The following is a 16291-nucleotide window of genomic DNA, read 5'->3' as shown; positions in this document are numbered from 1 at the left end:
GGCGACTGACCTGCGGCAGGGCGCCGCGCGGCGGACGGGCGGCACCTGTAGAGTCCGGGTGCATGGCTCAGATCATCGAAGGGGTCTCGCGCACCTTCAACGAGTTCCTGCTGCTGCCCAACCGGACGCGGACGGACTGTTCGCCGGAGGCGGTGGACCTGCGGACGCCCCTGGTCCGGCACGCGCGGGACGAGCCGTCGCCGATCGAGCTGCGGACCCCGTTCACGTCCGCGATCATGCAGTCGGTGAGCTCTCCTGAGCTGGCCATCGCGCTCGCGCGCGACGGCGGGCTGAGCTTCCTGCACCACAACCGGCCGGTGGCCGACCAGGTCGCGGACGTCCGCGCGGTGAAGAACTTCAAGGCCGGATTCGTGGTCAGCGACACCAACGTACGGCCGCAGGACCCGCTGGGCCGGCTGCGGGAGCTGATGCGGACCACCGGTCACAGCACGGCCGCCGTCACCCACGACGGCACCGGCACCGGGCGGCTGCTGGGCCTGGTGACCTCCCGCGACTTCCACCCGCAGCGCCACCGGTCCGACGAGCCGGTCTCCAGCCGGATGGTCCCGGTCGACGTCCTCGCCTGCGCGACCGACGACATCACCTTGTCGCAGGCCAACTCCCGGCTGTGGGACGAGCGTCTGGACTGCCTGCCGGTGGTCGACGCCGAGGGCTTCCTGCGCTACCTGGTCTTCCGCTCCGACTACTCGGACAACAAGCGCTTCCCCCACCAACTGGTCGACCAGGACAAGAGGTTGCGGGTCGGCGCGGGCGTCAACACGCACGACTACCGCGAGCGCGTCCCGCGACTGGCCGAGGCCGGGGCCGACGTGCTCTGCTTCGACTCCTCCGACGGCTTCAGCGACTGGCAGGCCCAGGCGATCGCGTGGTCGAAGGAGCACTTCCCGCGGATCCCGGTCGGCGGCGGCAACGTCGTGGACGGCGAGGGCTTCCGCTTCCTCGCCGAGGCGGGCGCCGACTTCGTCAAGGTCGGCGTCGGCGGCGGTTCCATCTGCATCACCCGCGACCAGAAGGGCATCGGCCGCGGCCAGGCCAGCGCCGTCCTCGACGTCGCCGCGGCCCGCGACGCCTTCGCCGAGCGGACCGGCCATTACGTGCCGATCTGCTCCGACGGCGGCCTGGTGCACGACTACCACATGTCCCTGGCCCTCGCGATGGGCGCCGACTTCGTCATGATGGGCCGCTACTTCGCCCGCTTCGACCAGGCGCCCGGCGCCAAGCTCCCCACCCGCGACGGCTTCGTCAAGGAGTACTGGGGCGAGGGCTCCAGCCGCTCCCGCAACTGGCAGCGCTACGAACAGGGCGGCCAGGGCCTGGTCTTCGAAGAGGGCGTGGACGGTTACGTCCCCTACGCGGGCGACCTCAGCGAAGGTCTCGCCGTCACCGTCGCCAAGATGAAGGCCACCATGGTCTCCTGCGGCGCCCTGACCGTCCGCGACTTCCAGGCCACCGCCCGCCTCACCGTCGTCTCCGAACAGAGCTTCCAGGAAAGCCACGCCACGGTCGCCCTCCGCGACCCCACCGACTCCTTCGACCGCGCCTGACGGTCAGTCGCCCGCTGCGGGCGACACCGGCTCGGCCGGTTCCTCGGCTTCCGCCGCCTCGACGGGCGCCAGGACCGCCGCCGGGTCGGGGAGGTGGGGGAGGACTTCGGTGGTGTAGCTCTCGACCGTGGCGTCGAGGCCCACGTCGCGCTGGGCGCGCTCGGAGAGGTACCAGCGGTGTTCGAGGAGTTCGTGGTAGACCTGCGCTGGGTCGACGCGGGCGCGCAGGTCCTGGGGGACGGAGCGGACGGCGGGGCGGAAGACGTCGCGCAGCCAGCGGTGGGCGAGGACTTCGGGGCGGGCGGCGGGCAGGCCGTCGGCGGGGGCGTGGTCGTCCTGGGTGGCCATCCAGGACTCCAGGTCGTTGAGGAGGCTGCGGGCCTGGTTCTCCTCGGTGTCGAGGCCGGTCAGGCGCAGGAGTTGGCGCTGGTGGTGGCCCGCGTCGACGACCTTGGGCAGGAAGGTCACGGTGTCGCCCCCGGGTGAGCGCTCGATCTGCATCTCGGCGACGTCGAAGCCGAGGTCGTTCAGGCGGCGGATTCTGCGGTCGATGTAGTGCCGCTTGCTGGCCGGGTAGACGGACTCGCGGGTCAGCTCGTGCCACAGGTCGGCGTAGCGGCGGACGATCGCCTCGCCGAACGGGACCGGGTCGACCGAGGGGTGCAGGGAGCCGCCCGCTTCGAGGTCCATCAGCTCGCCCGCGATGTTCACCCGGGCCAGCTCGATGTCGTACTCCCGCTGCCCGCGCGTGAGTTCGGGCTGGATCTGCCCGGTCTCGGCGTCCACCAGGTAGGCGGCGTACGCGCCCGCGTCACGGCGGAAGAGCGTGTTGGACAGCGAGCAGTCGCCCCAGGCGAAACCGACCAGGTGGAGCCGTACGAGGAGGACGGCGAGCGCGTCCAGCAGGCGGTTGACGGTGTCGGGGCGCATCGTCGTCTCGAACATCGAGCGGTACGGCAGCGAGCCGTTCAGGTGCCGGGTGATGAGCGCGGGTTCCAGCGGGGTGCCGTCGGCGGCGGCCCGGCCGGTCACCACCGCGATCGGGTCCACGGCCGGTATCGCGAGCCGGTCGAGGTCGCGCAGCAGCCCGTACTCGCGCACGGCCGCCCACTCGCTGACCTCCTTGATCGCCACGACCTCGTCCCCGGCCCGCGCGAAGCGCACGACGTGCCGGGAGATGCCGCGCGGCAGCGCGACCAGTGAGGTGTCCGGCCACTCCTCCAGCGGCAGGTTCCACTCCAGGTCGAGCAGCGCCGACGGGTGCTCCGCGTCGGTGGCGGTGATCTGCAACGGCATGGTGTGCGCCTCTCGCTTCCTGGTCCGGTCCGGCCGTCCCCGATGCTGCCATGCCCCGCCGGGGAGGCGGTGGCGCCCACCCGGCCATACTCGGTATACATACTCAGTATGCATACCGAGTATGGTCTTTCCCGGCCGACCCGCTGTCCCCGCCGCTTCCGGGGAAGGCGTCCGCTATGAGTGACGTGTCGGTCGTTCAGCCCGCGGTGCTGCCGCGGCCCACGCAGCGGACAGGACAGGTACGGCCGGCCCCACGACGCAGGCGCTGGCCGGTCCCGGCGGTGGCGGTCGCCTGCGCGGCGCCGCTGTACGCGCTCTGGGCGTGGCTGCTGGCCACGGGCGGCGGCGACCTCGCGGCCCAGGTCGCGTGGGCCGGTTTCGCGGGGCGGCATCCGGGCACGCCGTACAACCTCGCCTGGTACGGCGGCATGCACACGATGGACTACAGCGTGCTCACCCCGCCGCTGATGGCGTACGCCGGGGTCCGGGCCGTCTCGGTCGCGGCCGGTCTGGCGGCGACGTGGGCGATGGCCGTGCTCTTCGTCCGGTCCGGCGTGCGGCGGCCGATGGTCCCGGCGCTGCTGGGCGCCGTGTGCCAGTGGTGCGACGTGGCCTCGGGGCGTACGACCTTCGCGGTCGGCGCGGCCTTCGGGCTGCTGGCGCTGTGCCGGGTGCGACGGGCGCCGGACCGCTGGGCGGGCGCCGCGGTCCTCGCGGCGCTGACGGCGATGTCCAGCCCGGTCGCCGCCCTCTTCCTGTGGGTCGCGGGCGCGGGCCTGCTGGCGGCGGGCCGCCGCGCCGCCGCGCTCGCCCTGGCGGCGCCGCCGGTGCTGGTGCTGGGCGCGGTGTACGTGCTCTTCCCCTTCCAGGGCGAGCAGTTGATGAGCGCCGACGCGGCGGTCTGCCCGCTGGTGACCTCCCTGGCGCTGGCCCTGGCCGCGCCGCGGTCCTGGCGCACGGTCCGGGTGGGCGCGGTCGCGTACGCGCTCGGCACGGCGCTCACCGCCTGCGTGGCCTCGCCCGTCGGCACCAACGTCGAGCGGCTGGCCGGGATCGCCGGACTGCCGCTGCTGGCCGCCGCGCTGATGGAACGCGTGGCCCGACGCCCGCGCGGCGGCTCGTACGTGCGCCTGGACCGGGGCCCGACCCGTACGGCCGCCCGCGCCCCCGTGCTCGGCGCGGTCCTCGTCGTCGTGCTGACCGGCGCGCTCGGTCACAACGGCTACGCGCTGGCCGCCAAGACCGGCAGGGAACTGCGCATGTCCACCGCCGTCCCCGACTGGGCCTCGCACACCGAGGGGGTGACCCGCGCGCTGCGCGGACTGCGCGCCGAGCGGCACCGTATCGAGGTCGTTCCGGCCCGCGATCACCGCGAGTCGACGCTCTTCGCCGACGTCGCCCAGATCGCCCGCGGCTGGAACCGCCAACTCGATGTGAAGAGGGACCGGTTGTTCTATGGCGGGACGCTGCCGGACGGGACGCTTCCGGCCGCCGCCTACCGCCGCTGGCTCGACGACTGGGCGGTGGCGTATGTCGTGCTGCCCCACGGCGACGTGGGCGGTCCCGGCGCGGCGGAGGCCGCGCTGCTCGCGCCCGCCGCCCGCCCCGACTGGCTGCGGCCGGTCTGGCGGGACCCGTACTGGACGGTCTTCGCGGTGGAGCGCCCGGTGCCGCTGGCCTCGGCGCCCGCGCGCGTGCTGCGGGCGGGTGAGGCCGACGTGACGGTCCGGCTGCCGAAGGCCGGGAGCACCGTCGTCCGCGTCGCCTGGTCGCCCTGGTTCCGGGTGACCGGCGGATGCGTGAGCCGCGCGGGCCGCTGGACGCGGATCACCGCGCCGTCCGCCGGCGACTACCGCCTATACAGCATATACAGTCGCGCTAAAAGGAGTTGCGGATAAAAAAGACGCTGTCTTTGCGAACCCGCGCGCATATGCCGACACCCGACGGACATCTTCGTGCGGGTGCGCGCGAGCATGTGTAGGGTATACGTTGTACACATGCTCAACCATGCCCCATGGGGCAATTGACGGCACCGGCACCGACCGCGATCATCGGCCAGCACCCTGGATCGGCCTGTCCGCCGACGCGGGGCGCCTCGGCAGCGGTGCTTCCACCACGGCATGGTCACCATCCATAGTCAGCAGCCAGATTCGCCGGATACGGCGACTTTCCACACTCTGGAGTCGGCATGACCGAAACGCCCCACCCCCCCGCTGCTTTAAGGTGGTGGACCCTGGCAGTGGTATCCGTCGGCACATTCATGCTGATGCTGGACCTGAGTGTGGTCTCGGTCGCCCTGCCCGGCATTCATGATTCACTGCACGCCAGCTTCAGCGGTATGCAGTGGGTGTTCGACGCGTATGCGCTGACACTCGCGGCTTTCCTCGTGACCGCCGGATCGGTGGCGGACAGGACCGGCCGCAAGCGGCTCTTCCTGATCGGCCTGATCATCTTCACCGCGGCTTCCCTCGCCTGCGGACTGGCCGGGGATATCGGGGTATTGAATGTCAGCCGCGGAGTCCAGGGTGTCGGCGCGGCCATCATGTTCGCCGTGGGCCCCGCTCTGCTCGGTCATGAGTTCCGCGGCAAGGAACGCGCCACCGCGTTCAGCGCGTTCGGCGCCGCGGTGGGTCTCGCCGTCGCCACGGGACCGCTGATCGGCGGCGCGCTGACCAATGGCCCCGGCTGGCGCTGGATCTTCTATCTGAATGTGCCGGTCGGCCTGATCACCGTCCTGATCGCGATGCGCCAGGTCCGTGAATCGCGGCTGCCCAGCGCCGCCGCCCCCGACTTCGTCGGCATGGTCTCCTTCACGCTCTCGCTGGCCGCCCTGGTGCTGGCCATCATCCGCGGCAACACCGACGGCTGGTTCTCCGGCAGCAACATCGCGCTGTACGCGGTGGCCGCGGTGTGCCTGGCGGTCTTCCTCGCGGTCGCGCGCTCCCGCGGCGAGCAGGCGATGTTCGACACCCAGCTCTTCCGCAACCGCACCTTCCTCGGCCTGTCCGCGACGACCTTCCTGGCCAACGCCGCGGGTCTGCCGCCGATCTTCCTGGTCACGACGTATTTGCAGAGCGTCGAGGGCGCTTCCGCCTGGTCCGCCGGCCTGCGCTTCCTGCCGCTGACGCTGGCGATGTTCTTCTTCGGCGCGCTGGCCGGCGGGCTCACCGGCAAGGTGCCCTTCCGGGTCATCATGGCCACCTCCCAATTCGCCCTGGGCATCGGCCTGTTGCTCATCCACCTCAGCGGCGCGGGCGACAGTTGGACCTCGCTCATCCCCGCCCTGGTGGTCATCGGCCTGGCCTTCGGCCTGTTCAACCCGACCCGCGCGGCGCTCGCCATCGGTGTCGCGGAACCGGCCAAGGCCGGTGTCGCCTCCGGTATCAGCGAGACGTTCCAGCAGGTGGGAACGGCTCTGGGCATCGCGGTCGCGGGCGCGTTCTTCGAGAACCACGTCACCAGCGCCTTCAAGGCGTCCGACGCCGCGGCCACGCTCACCAGCGCCCAGAGCGACAAGATCGCCAACGGGATCAGCGCGGGCAGCATCGACGAGGCCGCGCACTCGGCGGGCCCCGGCCTGGCCGACAAGGTGCTGGCCGCCGGGCGCGACGCGTTCACCACCGGCTTCCACGACGCCATGACCCTGTGCGCCGTGTTCGCCTTCGTCGCCGCGGTGATCGCCGCGCTGACGCTGCGCCACAAGGACCTGCACGAGAGCGCGTTGACCGGCATCCTGCCCGAGCTGCCCGAAGAGGGCGAGGAGTCCGTCCGCGAGACGGCGCCGGCCGGACAGCGCTGACGGAACCCGCCGGGCGGCACTGACCCGCCTCAGGAGGACCGCGCCGGGCGGCACTGACCCGGCTCAGGAGGACCGCCCGCGGCGCCGTACGACAGGCGTCCGCACGGCGAGCGTGACAGTGGCGGCGGGCCCGCGGAAGCGGCCCGCCGCCACTGTCGTTGTCGCCGGGCTTCACAGGAATTCACTTTGACCGATCTGGTCAGTAATGCGGCGGCGTCCCGGTGACCAGCCCATTGTGACTCCCGCAGGGAAAATGCGCTGGTCACCGGGATGAGTTCCGGTCATCGGGACGCGTTCCAGTATGGTATTGCCATCGGAACTGCCGGACGCTAGGCTGTCAAACAATTCCAGTACTGATACGGGGGTATGCGAGTGCTGGCACGAGAATATTCGAGGTCCGACACCTGGTCGGCCTCTCATGCACGGTTGATCGACCCCGCACCACCAGGCCGTACGGCCGGTGACGTCCGGACATCCCGTCCCTCCGTGCCTTCGGGCACGAATCCACGGGAACAGCAATCCGTGATCTCGCACAACTCGTGACTTCGGCTGGAGCCTGACGCGCCGCCGAGGCACTGAGTAATCGTTGTGCCGAGGCACGACTCCACCGCGCTTCACCGTTCCTCTCGCCGAGATTTTTCGCACCCAAAAGCCCAATGCCTGACTTTGTCATGCCGGAAATCAATTCCCCACGAGGGTGCCGGCCCGGTCAGGCATGCGCAGGTCCGTACGAGTGTCACTGCATTTCGTCAGCAACCACGCTCTTAAGGGGACGCAAGGTATGAAGCCGCTCGGCTTAATCGACCGTGTCGATCTTCCGGTCGATAAGATTCCCACCCGTTGGTACAACGTCATCCCGGATCTGCCCCGCTTGCCCGAGGAGTACATCGACAACTCCACCGGCAAGAAGGTCACGCGGGAGTGGCTGGAGCGGCTGTTCGTCAAGTCGATGGCCGCGCAGGAGACCTCGCTGGAGCGCTGGATCACGATCCCCGAGCCGGTACGCGAGGCGTACAAGCTCTGGCGGCCGACCCCGCTGATCCGCGCCGTCGCGCTGGAGCGGGAGCTGGGCACTCCGGCCCAGATCTGGTTCAAGTACGAGGCCACCTCGCCCAGCGGCAGCCACAAGCTCAACTCCGCCCTCGCCCAGGCGTACTACGCCAAGCGCGACGGCCACACCCGGCTGGTCACCGACACCGGCGCCGGCCAGTGGGGCAGCGCCCTGGCCATCGCCTGCCAGATCTTCGGCCTCGACCTCACGGTCTTCATGGTGCGGGCGAGCTACCACACCAAGCCGTACCGCCGGAATCTGATGGAGACCTACGGCGCCGAGGTGCGGCCCAGCCCCGGCGACACCACGGACTACGGCCGCAAGCTCCTCGCGGAGTACCCCGACCACCCCGGCAGCGAGGCCACCGCGGTCAGCGAGGCGCTGGAGTGCGTCGACGCCGACGAGGGCACCCGCTTCGCGGTCGGCGCCTTCTCCAACCACTGCCTGCTGCACCACTCGGTGATCGGCCTGGAGCTGAAGGAACAGCTCAGGATGATCGGCCGCACCCCCGACTACCTGATCGCCTCGGTCGGTTGCGGGTCCAACCTCAGCGGCTTCGCCTCGCCCTTCGTCGAGGACAAGCTCAACGGCGCCGACATCACCATCCTGGCCGCCGAGCCGGAGGCGTGCGCGCCGCTGACCTACGGCGAGTACCGGCTGGACTTCGCCGACTCCAACGGCCGCGGCCCCGGTGTGCACACCTACACCCTCGGCCACGAGTTCGTGCCGCCGCCCATCCACGCGGGCGGCCTGCGCTACCACGGTTGCGCCCCGATCGTGGGTCTCATGCGGCACGAGGGGCTGCTCGACGCCGAGGCGTACGGGCAGGTGTCCGTCTTCGACGCGGGCACCACGTTCGCGAAGCTCCAGGGCTACCTCCCGGCCCCCGAGACCTCGCACGCCATCCGGGCCGTCATCGACAAGGCCCTGGAGTGCAAGCGGACCGGGCGCGAGGCCACCATCGTGTTCAACTACAGCGGCCACGGCCTGCTGGACCTGGGCGCGTACGGCCGGTACAACGAGGGCCTGCTGCGCGACGTCGAGAAGGAAGACTTCGTCGCCCCCAGCATGGAGGGCCTCCAGGCATGAGGTCCTACCCTCAGTACATCGACGGCAAGGACGTCGAGGGTGCTCGATGGACGTACGTCCTGCGCGCCTCGGCGTACCTGAAGGAGAACCGCCCGACGTTCAACCTCAAGCGGGCGCTGGAACTCGGGCGGCCCGTGGAGTCGACCGAGGCCGTGGTGGCCCGGTGCGCGGTGGGCGCCCCCGAGGACAACGACCGGGCGCTGGAAGCGGCCCGCAGGGCGAGCCGGACCTTCCGGCTCCTCCCGCAGGAGACCCGCAGTCAGATCGTCCTGGAGTTCAACGAGACGCTGGCCGAACGGTCAGAGGAACTCATCGACATCCTGATCGCCGAGGGGCACCCGCGCCGGCTCGCCCAGTGGGAAGTCAGCGGCATGCTGCGCTGCTGCGACGAGCCGACGGTCCGCTGGTACGAGAGCCAGCTCCACCAGGAGTTCGCGCCGCAGGGCCGCACGCTGGAACTGGTGCGCAAGCCCGACGGCGTGGTGTGCGTCAACCCCCCGCAGAACGCGGCGGGTTCGAACTCCACGCTGGGCGTGCTCGCCCTCCTGGCGGGCAACACGCTGGTGGTGAAGGCGCCGCGCACCACGCCGCTGAGCGTGATGTTCGTCTACCGCGACATCCTCGCGCCGATCCTGGAGAAGCACGGCGCCCCTCCGGGGACGCTCAACGTGATCTGCGGTCACACCGAGGCCGTGCTGCGGACCTGGCTCGCCAGCCCGCTGGTGGACGACATCCTGTTCTTCGGCGACAGCGCCGCGGGCCTCAAGCTCGGCGAGGACTGTCTGCGCAACGGCAAGAAGGCGATCCTGGAACTCGCGGGCAACGACGGCTTCGTGGTCTGGAAGGACGCGGATCTCGAAGCCGCCGCGCGGGCCCTGGAGGAGTCGTTCTACGGCTCCAGCCAGATCTGCATGGTGCCGAAGTACGCGATCGTGCACCCCGAGGTCGCCGACCGCTTCCTCGAGGTGTTCGTGGAGCGCGCCAAGGCCATCGTGCCCGGCTACCCGGAGAACCCGGAGATCCTGCTCAGCCCGGTACTGAAGGTCGACGGCTTCTTCGACTTCCTGTCCGAGGCCGAGACCAAGGGCGCGTCCGTGCTCTGCGGCGGCACGCGCGTGGACGTCGACGGCGAGACATCGAGCACCGGGATGTTCTGCCTGCCGACGGTGGTCAGGGTCGACGGACTCACCGAGTCGCGGGACCTGTCCTGCGTACGCGAGGAGACCTTCTTCCCGCTGCTGCCGGTCGTGGTGCCCGAGGCGACCACGGACGACGACGCGCTGCTGGAAGACATCATCGACTTCCTCAACGCCAACAAGTACGGGCTGCGCAACTCGGTCTGGACCGGCGACGAGCAGACCGCCCACCGGTTCGCCGACGGCGTGACCAACGGCGGCCTGCTGAAGGTCAACGACTCGCACATCGGGTTCAACTCCATCCTCTCCACCCACGGTGGCAACGGCCTCACCGGCGGACCGTACGGAGAGCTGAACTACGCGGGACTGCGCACCACGCACCTCCAGGGCATTTCGTGGGGTGACGGTGATCCGCGTCCGCTGGACTCGCAGATCGTCCCGGCCGGCGAAAGGGCGCGGAGCTAAGACCATGACGACCAAGGGCCTGGCCGGGAGCGAAATCCGGCGAAACCGTACGGACGCCGAGCACTTCGACGTCATCATCGTGGGCGCCCGCTGTGCCGGGTCGCCGCTCGCCACGCTGCTCTCGCGCGCGGGCCTGAAGGTCGTCGTGGTCGAGCAGGCGACGTTCCCCCGTGAGGTGCTCTCCTCGCACCTCATGGAGGCCGACGGACTCCTGTTCCTCAAACGCCTCGGTGTGCTCGACTCCGTCGAGAAGACCGGTGTGCGTTTCATGCGCCGCGCCGACACCAAGCTCAACGACTTCCACGTCGTCTCGCAGTTCCCGCTGCGTTTCGACGACGTGGGCGGCGCGACCTTCCTGCGTCGGCACCTGCTCGACTCGATCCTCCACGAGGCCGCGGTCGAGGCCGGTGCCGACGTCAGGATGGGCACCAAGGTCGTCGAAATGATCTGGGAGCGCGGCCGGGTGGCCGGTGTGCGCGCCCAGCACGACGGCAAGGAGACGGTGCTGCGCGCGCCGCTCGTCGTGGGCGCGGACGGCCGCAACTCGACGGTCGCGTACATGGTCGGCTCGCGCAAATACAACGTTGTACCCAACGAACGCTCCTACTACTTCACCTTCTTCGAGGGCGCTCACCCGTCCTCCGACGACACCTTCGTCTTCCACCGCTGGGGCGACCGGATGGTGTGGGCGGGCCCCGCGGACAACGGCCTGTACCTGGTCGGCGTCTCTCCCGAGGGACACGAACGCGAGTACTTCCGCCGCAACACCGAAGCGGGCCTGCTGGCCCACATGCGGTCCTGCGAACCGACCGCGGAGGCGCTGGCCGACGCGAAGATCGCCACCAAGATCTCCGGGATCGTCAAATTCGAGGGCTACTTCCGGCAGTCCTCGGGACCCGGCTGGGTGCTGGTCGGCGACGCGGGCCACTTCAAGGACCCCTCCGCCGGCCGCGGCATCGGCGACGCCTTCCGCCAGGTGGAGCGCCTCGCGCCCGCCATCGTCGCCGCCCTCGGCCGCTCGGGCCCCGGTGTGTCGGCGCTCGGCCAGGACGAGACGCTGCGGCTGTGGACGCAGTGGCGCGACCGCCGCTTCGAGGGCCACTACTGGCTCGCGAACATCCTCGGCGAGGCGGGCGCGCTGCCCGCCGCCGTCCCCGAGGCGCTCAAGGGCATGGCCGAGCGCGGCGAGATCGGCCGCTTCCTCGACCTCTACCACCACCGCTCGAAGTACTACGAGGTCTTCCCGCTGACCGACATGGCCGTGATCACCGGACGGATGATGCTGTCCGGCAAGCACAAGCGGCTGCCGCTGGTGCGGGAGACCGTCAAGCTGCTGGCCCGCGAGCCGCGCCGCCGGTGGATCAACCGCCACCCGCAGTTGGTGTCCTCCGACGTCACCGCGGCCCCGCCGGTACGCGTACGGCCCGTCCCGTCCGCCGCCGCCGACCCGCTCCCGGCCCCGGCCCCGGCCCCGCAGAACGGCTCCAACGGCTCCAACGGCTCCGTAGTGAAAGACGCCGATCAGAAGAACGCGGAGGTCTGAACGTGCTGCATGTGACAGACGAGCCCAGCGCGGAAGCCGATGTCATCGTCGTCGGCGCGGGCCTGGCGGGACTGACGGCGACCCGCGAGCTGAAAGAGGCCGGGTGGACCGTCAAGACGCTCGAAGCGCGCGAGCGTGTCGGCGGACGGCTCAAGGGCCTCGACGTGGGCGGCGGCAAGGCGGTCGACCTGGGCGGCGAGTACTTCGGCGACAAGAGCACGATGATCGCCGAGACCGCCGAGTCCGTCGGCGTGACCGGCTTTCGCAGCTACGACGAGGGCGAACGCCTCACCTTCGTCAACGGCCGCCGCCACGCGTACTCCGGCCTGTTCCCCTGGCGGATGGGCCCGGCCGCCATCGCCGACCTCGGCCAGGCGATCCTGAAGATCGAGCGCATGGCGCGCACGGTCCCGCCCGACGGCCCGTGGAACGCGCCGAACGCCGAGAAGCTGGACAGCCAGACCCTCTGGTCGTGGATGCAGCGCAACGTCACCACCTCCACCGCGCGGGCCTTCATCACCATGATGATCGAGGCCGCCTTCTGCGCCCGCCCGGCCGACCTGTCGCTGATGCACGTGCTCTACTACGCCAACGCCTCCGGCGGCTTCCGCTACCTGCTGGAGGTCAGCGGCGGCATCCAGCGCTACCGCTTCGACGGCGGCGCGCACAGCATCCCGAAGAAGATGGCCGCGCGGATGCCCGACGAGGTACGCGTCGGCGCCGCCGTCCGCACCATCGAGCAGCGCTCCGACTCCGTCGTGGTCTCGGGCCCCGGCTTCGAGTACCGCGGCCGGTGGGTCGTCGTCGCCATCCCGGTCACGCTCGCCGGACGCATCACCTACGCGCCCTCGCTGCCCGGCTACCGCGACCAGTTCGCGCAGCGGATGCCCGCGGGCGCCGCCATGAAGTGCCTGGCGGTCTACGACGAGCCGTTCTGGCGCGCCGCCGGGCTCAGCGGCCAGATCACCAGCAGCGACGGCCCGTTCCGGGTCGCCTTCGACACCTCGCCCGCCGACGGCAGCCCCGGCGTGATGTCGGCCTTCGTCACCGGCTCCGCCGCCCGCGCGCTGACCCGCCTGTCGCCGTCCGAGCGGCGTACCGCCGTACTCGACGGACTGGTCGCCGGGCTCGGCGCGAAGGCGGGCAAGCCCCGTGAATTCGTCGAACAGAACTGGCTGGATGAGGAGTTCACCCGCGGCTGCTACCACGGCTTCGGCCCGCCCGGACTGTACACGGCGTACGGCAAGGCGCTGCGCGAGCCGATCGGCCGGATCCACTGGGCGGGCACCGAGAGCGGTGTCCACCAGATGGGTTCGATGGGCGGCGCCGTCGACTCCGGCCGCCGGGTGGCCCGCGAGCTGTTCGCGCGGGCGGCGGAGGAGCGCGGCGAGGAGCGCAAGCCGGACACCACGATCAGCGGCGCGGTGAGCCATGGCCAGTAGACCCAGACGCGCCGCCGCCCGGCCGCCGCTGCTCATCGTGGGCGGTTACGGAGTGGTGGGCGAGCACGCGGCGCGGCTGATCCGGCAGCGCCACCCCGACCTGCCGATCGTGCTGGCGGGCCGCAACCCCGAACGGGCGACGGCGCTGGCCGCGCGGATCGGCGCGAGCACCGCCGTCATCGACGTACGCGCCGAACGCCCGCTGGGGGCGCTGCCCGAGCGGCCTGCGGCCGTCCTCGCCGTGGTCAGCGACCCCGGCGACCACCTCATCGTGGACGCCATGCGCCGGGGCATCCCGATCGCGGACATCAACCGCGCGGGCCACGCCGGGATTCTCGACGTCACCGTCGCGGTCTCGCGTGAACGGCCCACGTCCCCCGTGCTGTTGTCGGGCGCCTGGTACGCCGGGCTCAACGCGCTGATGGCCGCCGCGGCCGTCCGCGAACTCGGCCAGGCCGAGCGGGTGGAGATCGCGGTGCTGTCCTCGTCCGACGACAAGGTCGGCCCCGACTCCTGGGGCTTCGCCGAACGGCTGGCCTGGCCGTACTACGCGATGCGCGACGGCAGGCGGCAGCCCACGCACCCGCTGACCGGCCGCCGCCTGGTGCGCTGCGCCGACGGCAACGAGCGGCCCGCCGCGTATGTGAGCACGCTGGAGCAGACCACCGTGCCGCTCACCCTCGGCGTGCCGACGGTCGAGACCCGCATCGCGCTCCAGAGCGTGCCGTCGCTGTACGCGATGATCGGGCTGAAGCGGTCGGGCGCGCTGCGGGCGCTGACCAAGCCGCCGCTGCACGGGGTGCGCGCGGCGCTCTTCCAGAGCGCGGGCACCGGCGACTTCTGCGGGCTCACCGTCACCGCGCACAGCGCGAACCGCTCGGTCTCCATCGATCTGCTCGACACCCGCGGCCAGGGCCACCTCAGCGCAATGGGCGCGGTCCGCGCGGCCGAGCGCGTGCTGAGCCGGGACCTGCCGGCCGGGATCTCGTTCCCCGAGCAGTCCGCGGAACCCGAGACGGACATCGAGATGTTGCGGCAGGCCGGAGTCGTCGTCCGGCTCACCGGCTTCGCCAAGGAATTCCCACCGACACCGGCTCCCAGTGCCACGACGTGATGTCGATGGCCGAGGCGCGAGAGGAACTCGCATCACTATGAACAAGAGCGATACGCCGGCTGTTCTGCTCAGCACCCTGCGTACGGTCGGCGCGGCGGCGTTCCTGGCGCCCGCCATCGGGGCGAAGAAGCTGCACATCAACGAGGACGCCGACGGCGAGTACCTGGTCCGGCTGTTCGCCGCCCGCAACATCGCCCTGATCGTGGGCGTCCTGGCCAGCAGGGGCGAGACCCGCAGGCTGCTGCTCAAGGCCGGCATCCTCTGCGACGGCCTCGACGTCGCGGCCGGAATCCTCGGCCACCGCAAGGGCCGGCTGAAGAAGTCCACGGTGGTCGACACCAGCGCCGCGGCCACCGCGACCCTGCTCGGCCTGCTGGCGCTGGCGAGCACCGAGCGCGCGGGGGAGTCCTGATGACCACCACGCACGAGCCGGTGGCCGATGCCGCGTCCGCGCCCGAGGACCGCAGGGACAAGGTCTGCGTCATCGGCGCGGGCTCCGCGGGCATCGCGATGTGCCGCTCGCTGAAGATCCGCGACATCGCCTTCGACGCCTACGAGCGGCGCTCGGAACTCGGCGGCCTGTGGCGGTATCCCGCGCAGGGCGGCAAGAGCTGCGCGTACCCGGCGCTGTTCGCCAACACCTCCAAGACCGTCATGCAGTTCCCGAGCTTCCCGATGCCGGACGACTACCCGGACTACCCCCACCACACCCAGGTGGCGCGGTACTTCGACTCCTACGTCGACCACTACGGGCTGCGCGAGCACATCCAACTGGACACCGAGGTCAGCCGGGTCGAGCAGGCGGCGGGCGGCGGCTGGGCGGTGACCTTCGGCGACGGCACGACGCATCTGTACCGCGCGGTGATGGTCGCCTCCGGCGGGCGGCACGGGCTGCCGCTCTTCGGCTCGTACGAGGGCAAGTTCACCGGCACCGAGATGCACTCCTACGACTACGAGGGTCCGGCGGACCTCGCGGGCAAGAAGGTCGTGATCATCGGTCTCGGCGCCACCTCCGCCGACATCGCCACCGAGGTGTCGCGCGTCGCGGAGGCCACGTACCTGTCGGTGCGCACCGGCCACTACGTCGTCCCGAAGATCCTCGAAGGCGGCCCGATCGACAAGCTGTCGCCGATGATGAAGAAGCTCTCGGTCGAACAGCGGCGCCCGCTGGTGACGTTGATGATCAAGCTGGTGCACGGCCACATGTCGGCGTACGGGCTGCCCGACCCGCCGTACAAGGTCGGGCAGGGGCCGCTGGTCGCCAGCAGCGAGCTGCTGCCCGCCATCGCGCACGGCAGGATCACCGCCAAGCCGGTGATCGACACGGTCGACGGCCGTACCGTCCGCTTCTCGGACGGCACCGAGACCGAGGCCGATGTGATCATCCACTGCACCGGCTACAAGATCGACTACCCCTTCCTCGACGACACGCTCGTCGGCGACGGCGACGACGCGCCCGCGCTCTACCACCAGGTGGTGCCGCCGGAGACCGAGGGCCTGTACTTCATCGGCCTGCTGCACTCGATGATGTCGCTGATGCCGCTGGCCGAGTTCCAGTCGGAGTGGGTCGGCGACCTGCTGACCGAGACCGTCAGCCTCCCCTCGCGCGCGCAGATGTGGTCGGAGCTGAGGAACGCCCGCCGCCGCCAGGACAAGCGGTTCCACGACTCGTCCGGCCATCTGCTGGTCGACCCCAACGAATACGAACGGCTCATGGCGGACGAGCGCCGCAAGTACGCAACCACCGATCGCACGGGTGTCGGCACGGCAACCCGCAGGAAGGGATGAGTC

At 70.7% G+C, this 16291-nt stretch carries 11 protein-coding genes; 10 read left to right on the top strand and 1 reads right to left on the bottom strand.

What is annotated here, in order from left to right:
* Positions 1–62: 62 nt before the first annotated feature.
* The gene (locus tag ACIP4Z_RS10355) at positions 63–1565 is read left to right on the top strand and encodes an IMP dehydrogenase (protein WP_401306384.1); all 1503 of its coding nucleotides are present in this window, start codon (positions 63–65) and stop codon (positions 1563–1565) included.
* Between the two features lie 3 nt (positions 1566–1568).
* Here ACIP4Z_RS10355 and ACIP4Z_RS10350 read toward each other — a convergent pair whose 3' ends face one another.
* Entirely contained in the window at positions 1569–2861 is a 1293-nt protein-coding gene (locus ACIP4Z_RS10350; protein ID WP_391161568.1) for a DUF4032 domain-containing protein, read from the bottom strand.
* Positions 2862–3037: 176 nt separating this feature from the next.
* On the opposite strand from ACIP4Z_RS10350, the gene ACIP4Z_RS10345 reads away from it, so the two are divergent.
* The 9 genes from ACIP4Z_RS10345 (at position 3038) to ACIP4Z_RS10305 (ending at position 16288) form a co-directional block, all read left to right on the top strand.
* Positions 3038–4759, top strand: a complete 1722-nt coding sequence (locus tag ACIP4Z_RS10345; protein WP_401306381.1) for a hypothetical protein — start codon at positions 3038–3040, stop codon at positions 4757–4759.
* A gap of 368 nt (positions 4760–5127) precedes the next feature.
* On the top strand, positions 5128–6660 hold the full coding sequence (locus ACIP4Z_RS10340; protein WP_391044479.1) for a DHA2 family efflux MFS transporter permease subunit: 1533 nt from the start codon (positions 5128–5130) through the stop codon (positions 6658–6660).
* Between the two features lie 781 nt (positions 6661–7441).
* Positions 7442–8800, top strand: a complete 1359-nt coding sequence (locus ACIP4Z_RS10335) for a TrpB-like pyridoxal phosphate-dependent enzyme (RefSeq protein ID WP_188281833.1) — start codon at positions 7442–7444, stop codon at positions 8798–8800.
* Positions 8797–10401 carry an aldehyde dehydrogenase family protein gene (locus tag ACIP4Z_RS10330; RefSeq protein WP_355344320.1) on the top strand — a complete coding sequence of 535 codons (1605 nt, stop codon included), beginning with the start codon at positions 8797–8799 and terminating at the stop codon, positions 10399–10401. Before ACIP4Z_RS10335 ends, ACIP4Z_RS10330 begins: the two co-directional genes overlap by 4 nt.
* Before the next feature lie 4 nt (positions 10402–10405).
* Complete coding sequence (locus tag ACIP4Z_RS10325; RefSeq protein ID WP_401306376.1) at positions 10406–11944, top strand: NAD(P)/FAD-dependent oxidoreductase; 1539 nt, start codon at positions 10406–10408, stop codon at positions 11942–11944.
* A 2-nt stretch (positions 11945–11946) separates the two neighbouring features.
* The gene (locus tag ACIP4Z_RS10320) at positions 11947–13386 is read left to right on the top strand and encodes an FAD-dependent oxidoreductase (protein ID WP_391044483.1); all 1440 of its coding nucleotides are present in this window, start codon (positions 11947–11949) and stop codon (positions 13384–13386) included.
* Positions 13376–14500, top strand: a complete 1125-nt coding sequence (locus tag ACIP4Z_RS10315) for a hypothetical protein (RefSeq protein WP_355344312.1) — start codon at positions 13376–13378, stop codon at positions 14498–14500. Before ACIP4Z_RS10320 ends, ACIP4Z_RS10315 begins: the two co-directional genes overlap by 11 nt.
* Positions 14501–14537: 37 nt before the next feature.
* Positions 14538–14912, top strand: a complete 375-nt coding sequence (locus ACIP4Z_RS10310) for a hypothetical protein (protein WP_188281828.1) — start codon at positions 14538–14540, stop codon at positions 14910–14912.
* Entirely contained in the window at positions 14912–16288 is a 1377-nt protein-coding gene (locus ACIP4Z_RS10305) for an NAD(P)-binding domain-containing protein (protein WP_391161565.1), read from the top strand. The genes ACIP4Z_RS10310 and ACIP4Z_RS10305 overlap by 1 nt, the downstream gene beginning before the upstream one ends.
* Positions 16289–16291 lie beyond the last annotated feature (3 nt).

The sequence above is a fragment of the Streptomyces sp. NPDC088910 genome (genome assembly GCF_044749865.1).
Taxonomy (GTDB): domain Bacteria; phylum Actinomycetota; class Actinomycetes; order Streptomycetales; family Streptomycetaceae; genus Actinacidiphila.
The sequence above is the reverse complement of the archived record's forward strand: the minus strand, read 5'-3'. Positions and strand labels throughout refer to the sequence as shown.

Excerpts from the sequence above, each read along its gene's own strand:
- ACIP4Z_RS10345 (WP_401306381.1), top strand. The coding sequence starts at position 3,038 with ATGAGTGACGTGTCGGTCGTTCAGCCCGCGGTGCTGCCGCGGCCCACG.
- ACIP4Z_RS10330 (WP_355344320.1), top strand. The coding sequence starts at position 8,797 with ATGAGGTCCTACCCTCAGTACATCGACGGCAAGGACGTCGAGGGTGCT.
- ACIP4Z_RS10315 (WP_355344312.1), top strand. The coding sequence starts at position 13,376 with ATGGCCAGTAGACCCAGACGCGCCGCCGCCCGGCCGCCGCTGCTCATC.
- ACIP4Z_RS10355 (WP_401306384.1), top strand. The coding sequence starts at position 63 with ATGGCTCAGATCATCGAAGGGGTCTCGCGCACCTTCAACGAGTTCCTG.
- ACIP4Z_RS10305 (WP_391161565.1), top strand. The coding sequence starts at position 14,912 with ATGACCACCACGCACGAGCCGGTGGCCGATGCCGCGTCCGCGCCCGAG.
- ACIP4Z_RS10310 (WP_188281828.1), top strand. The coding sequence starts at position 14,538 with ATGAACAAGAGCGATACGCCGGCTGTTCTGCTCAGCACCCTGCGTACG.
- ACIP4Z_RS10350 (WP_391161568.1), bottom strand. The coding sequence starts at position 2,861 with ATGCCGTTGCAGATCACCGCCACCGACGCGGAGCACCCGTCGGCGCTG.
- ACIP4Z_RS10335 (WP_188281833.1), top strand. The coding sequence starts at position 7,442 with ATGAAGCCGCTCGGCTTAATCGACCGTGTCGATCTTCCGGTCGATAAG.
- ACIP4Z_RS10325 (WP_401306376.1), top strand. The coding sequence starts at position 10,406 with ATGACGACCAAGGGCCTGGCCGGGAGCGAAATCCGGCGAAACCGTACG.
- ACIP4Z_RS10340 (WP_391044479.1), top strand. The coding sequence starts at position 5,128 with ATGCTGGACCTGAGTGTGGTCTCGGTCGCCCTGCCCGGCATTCATGAT.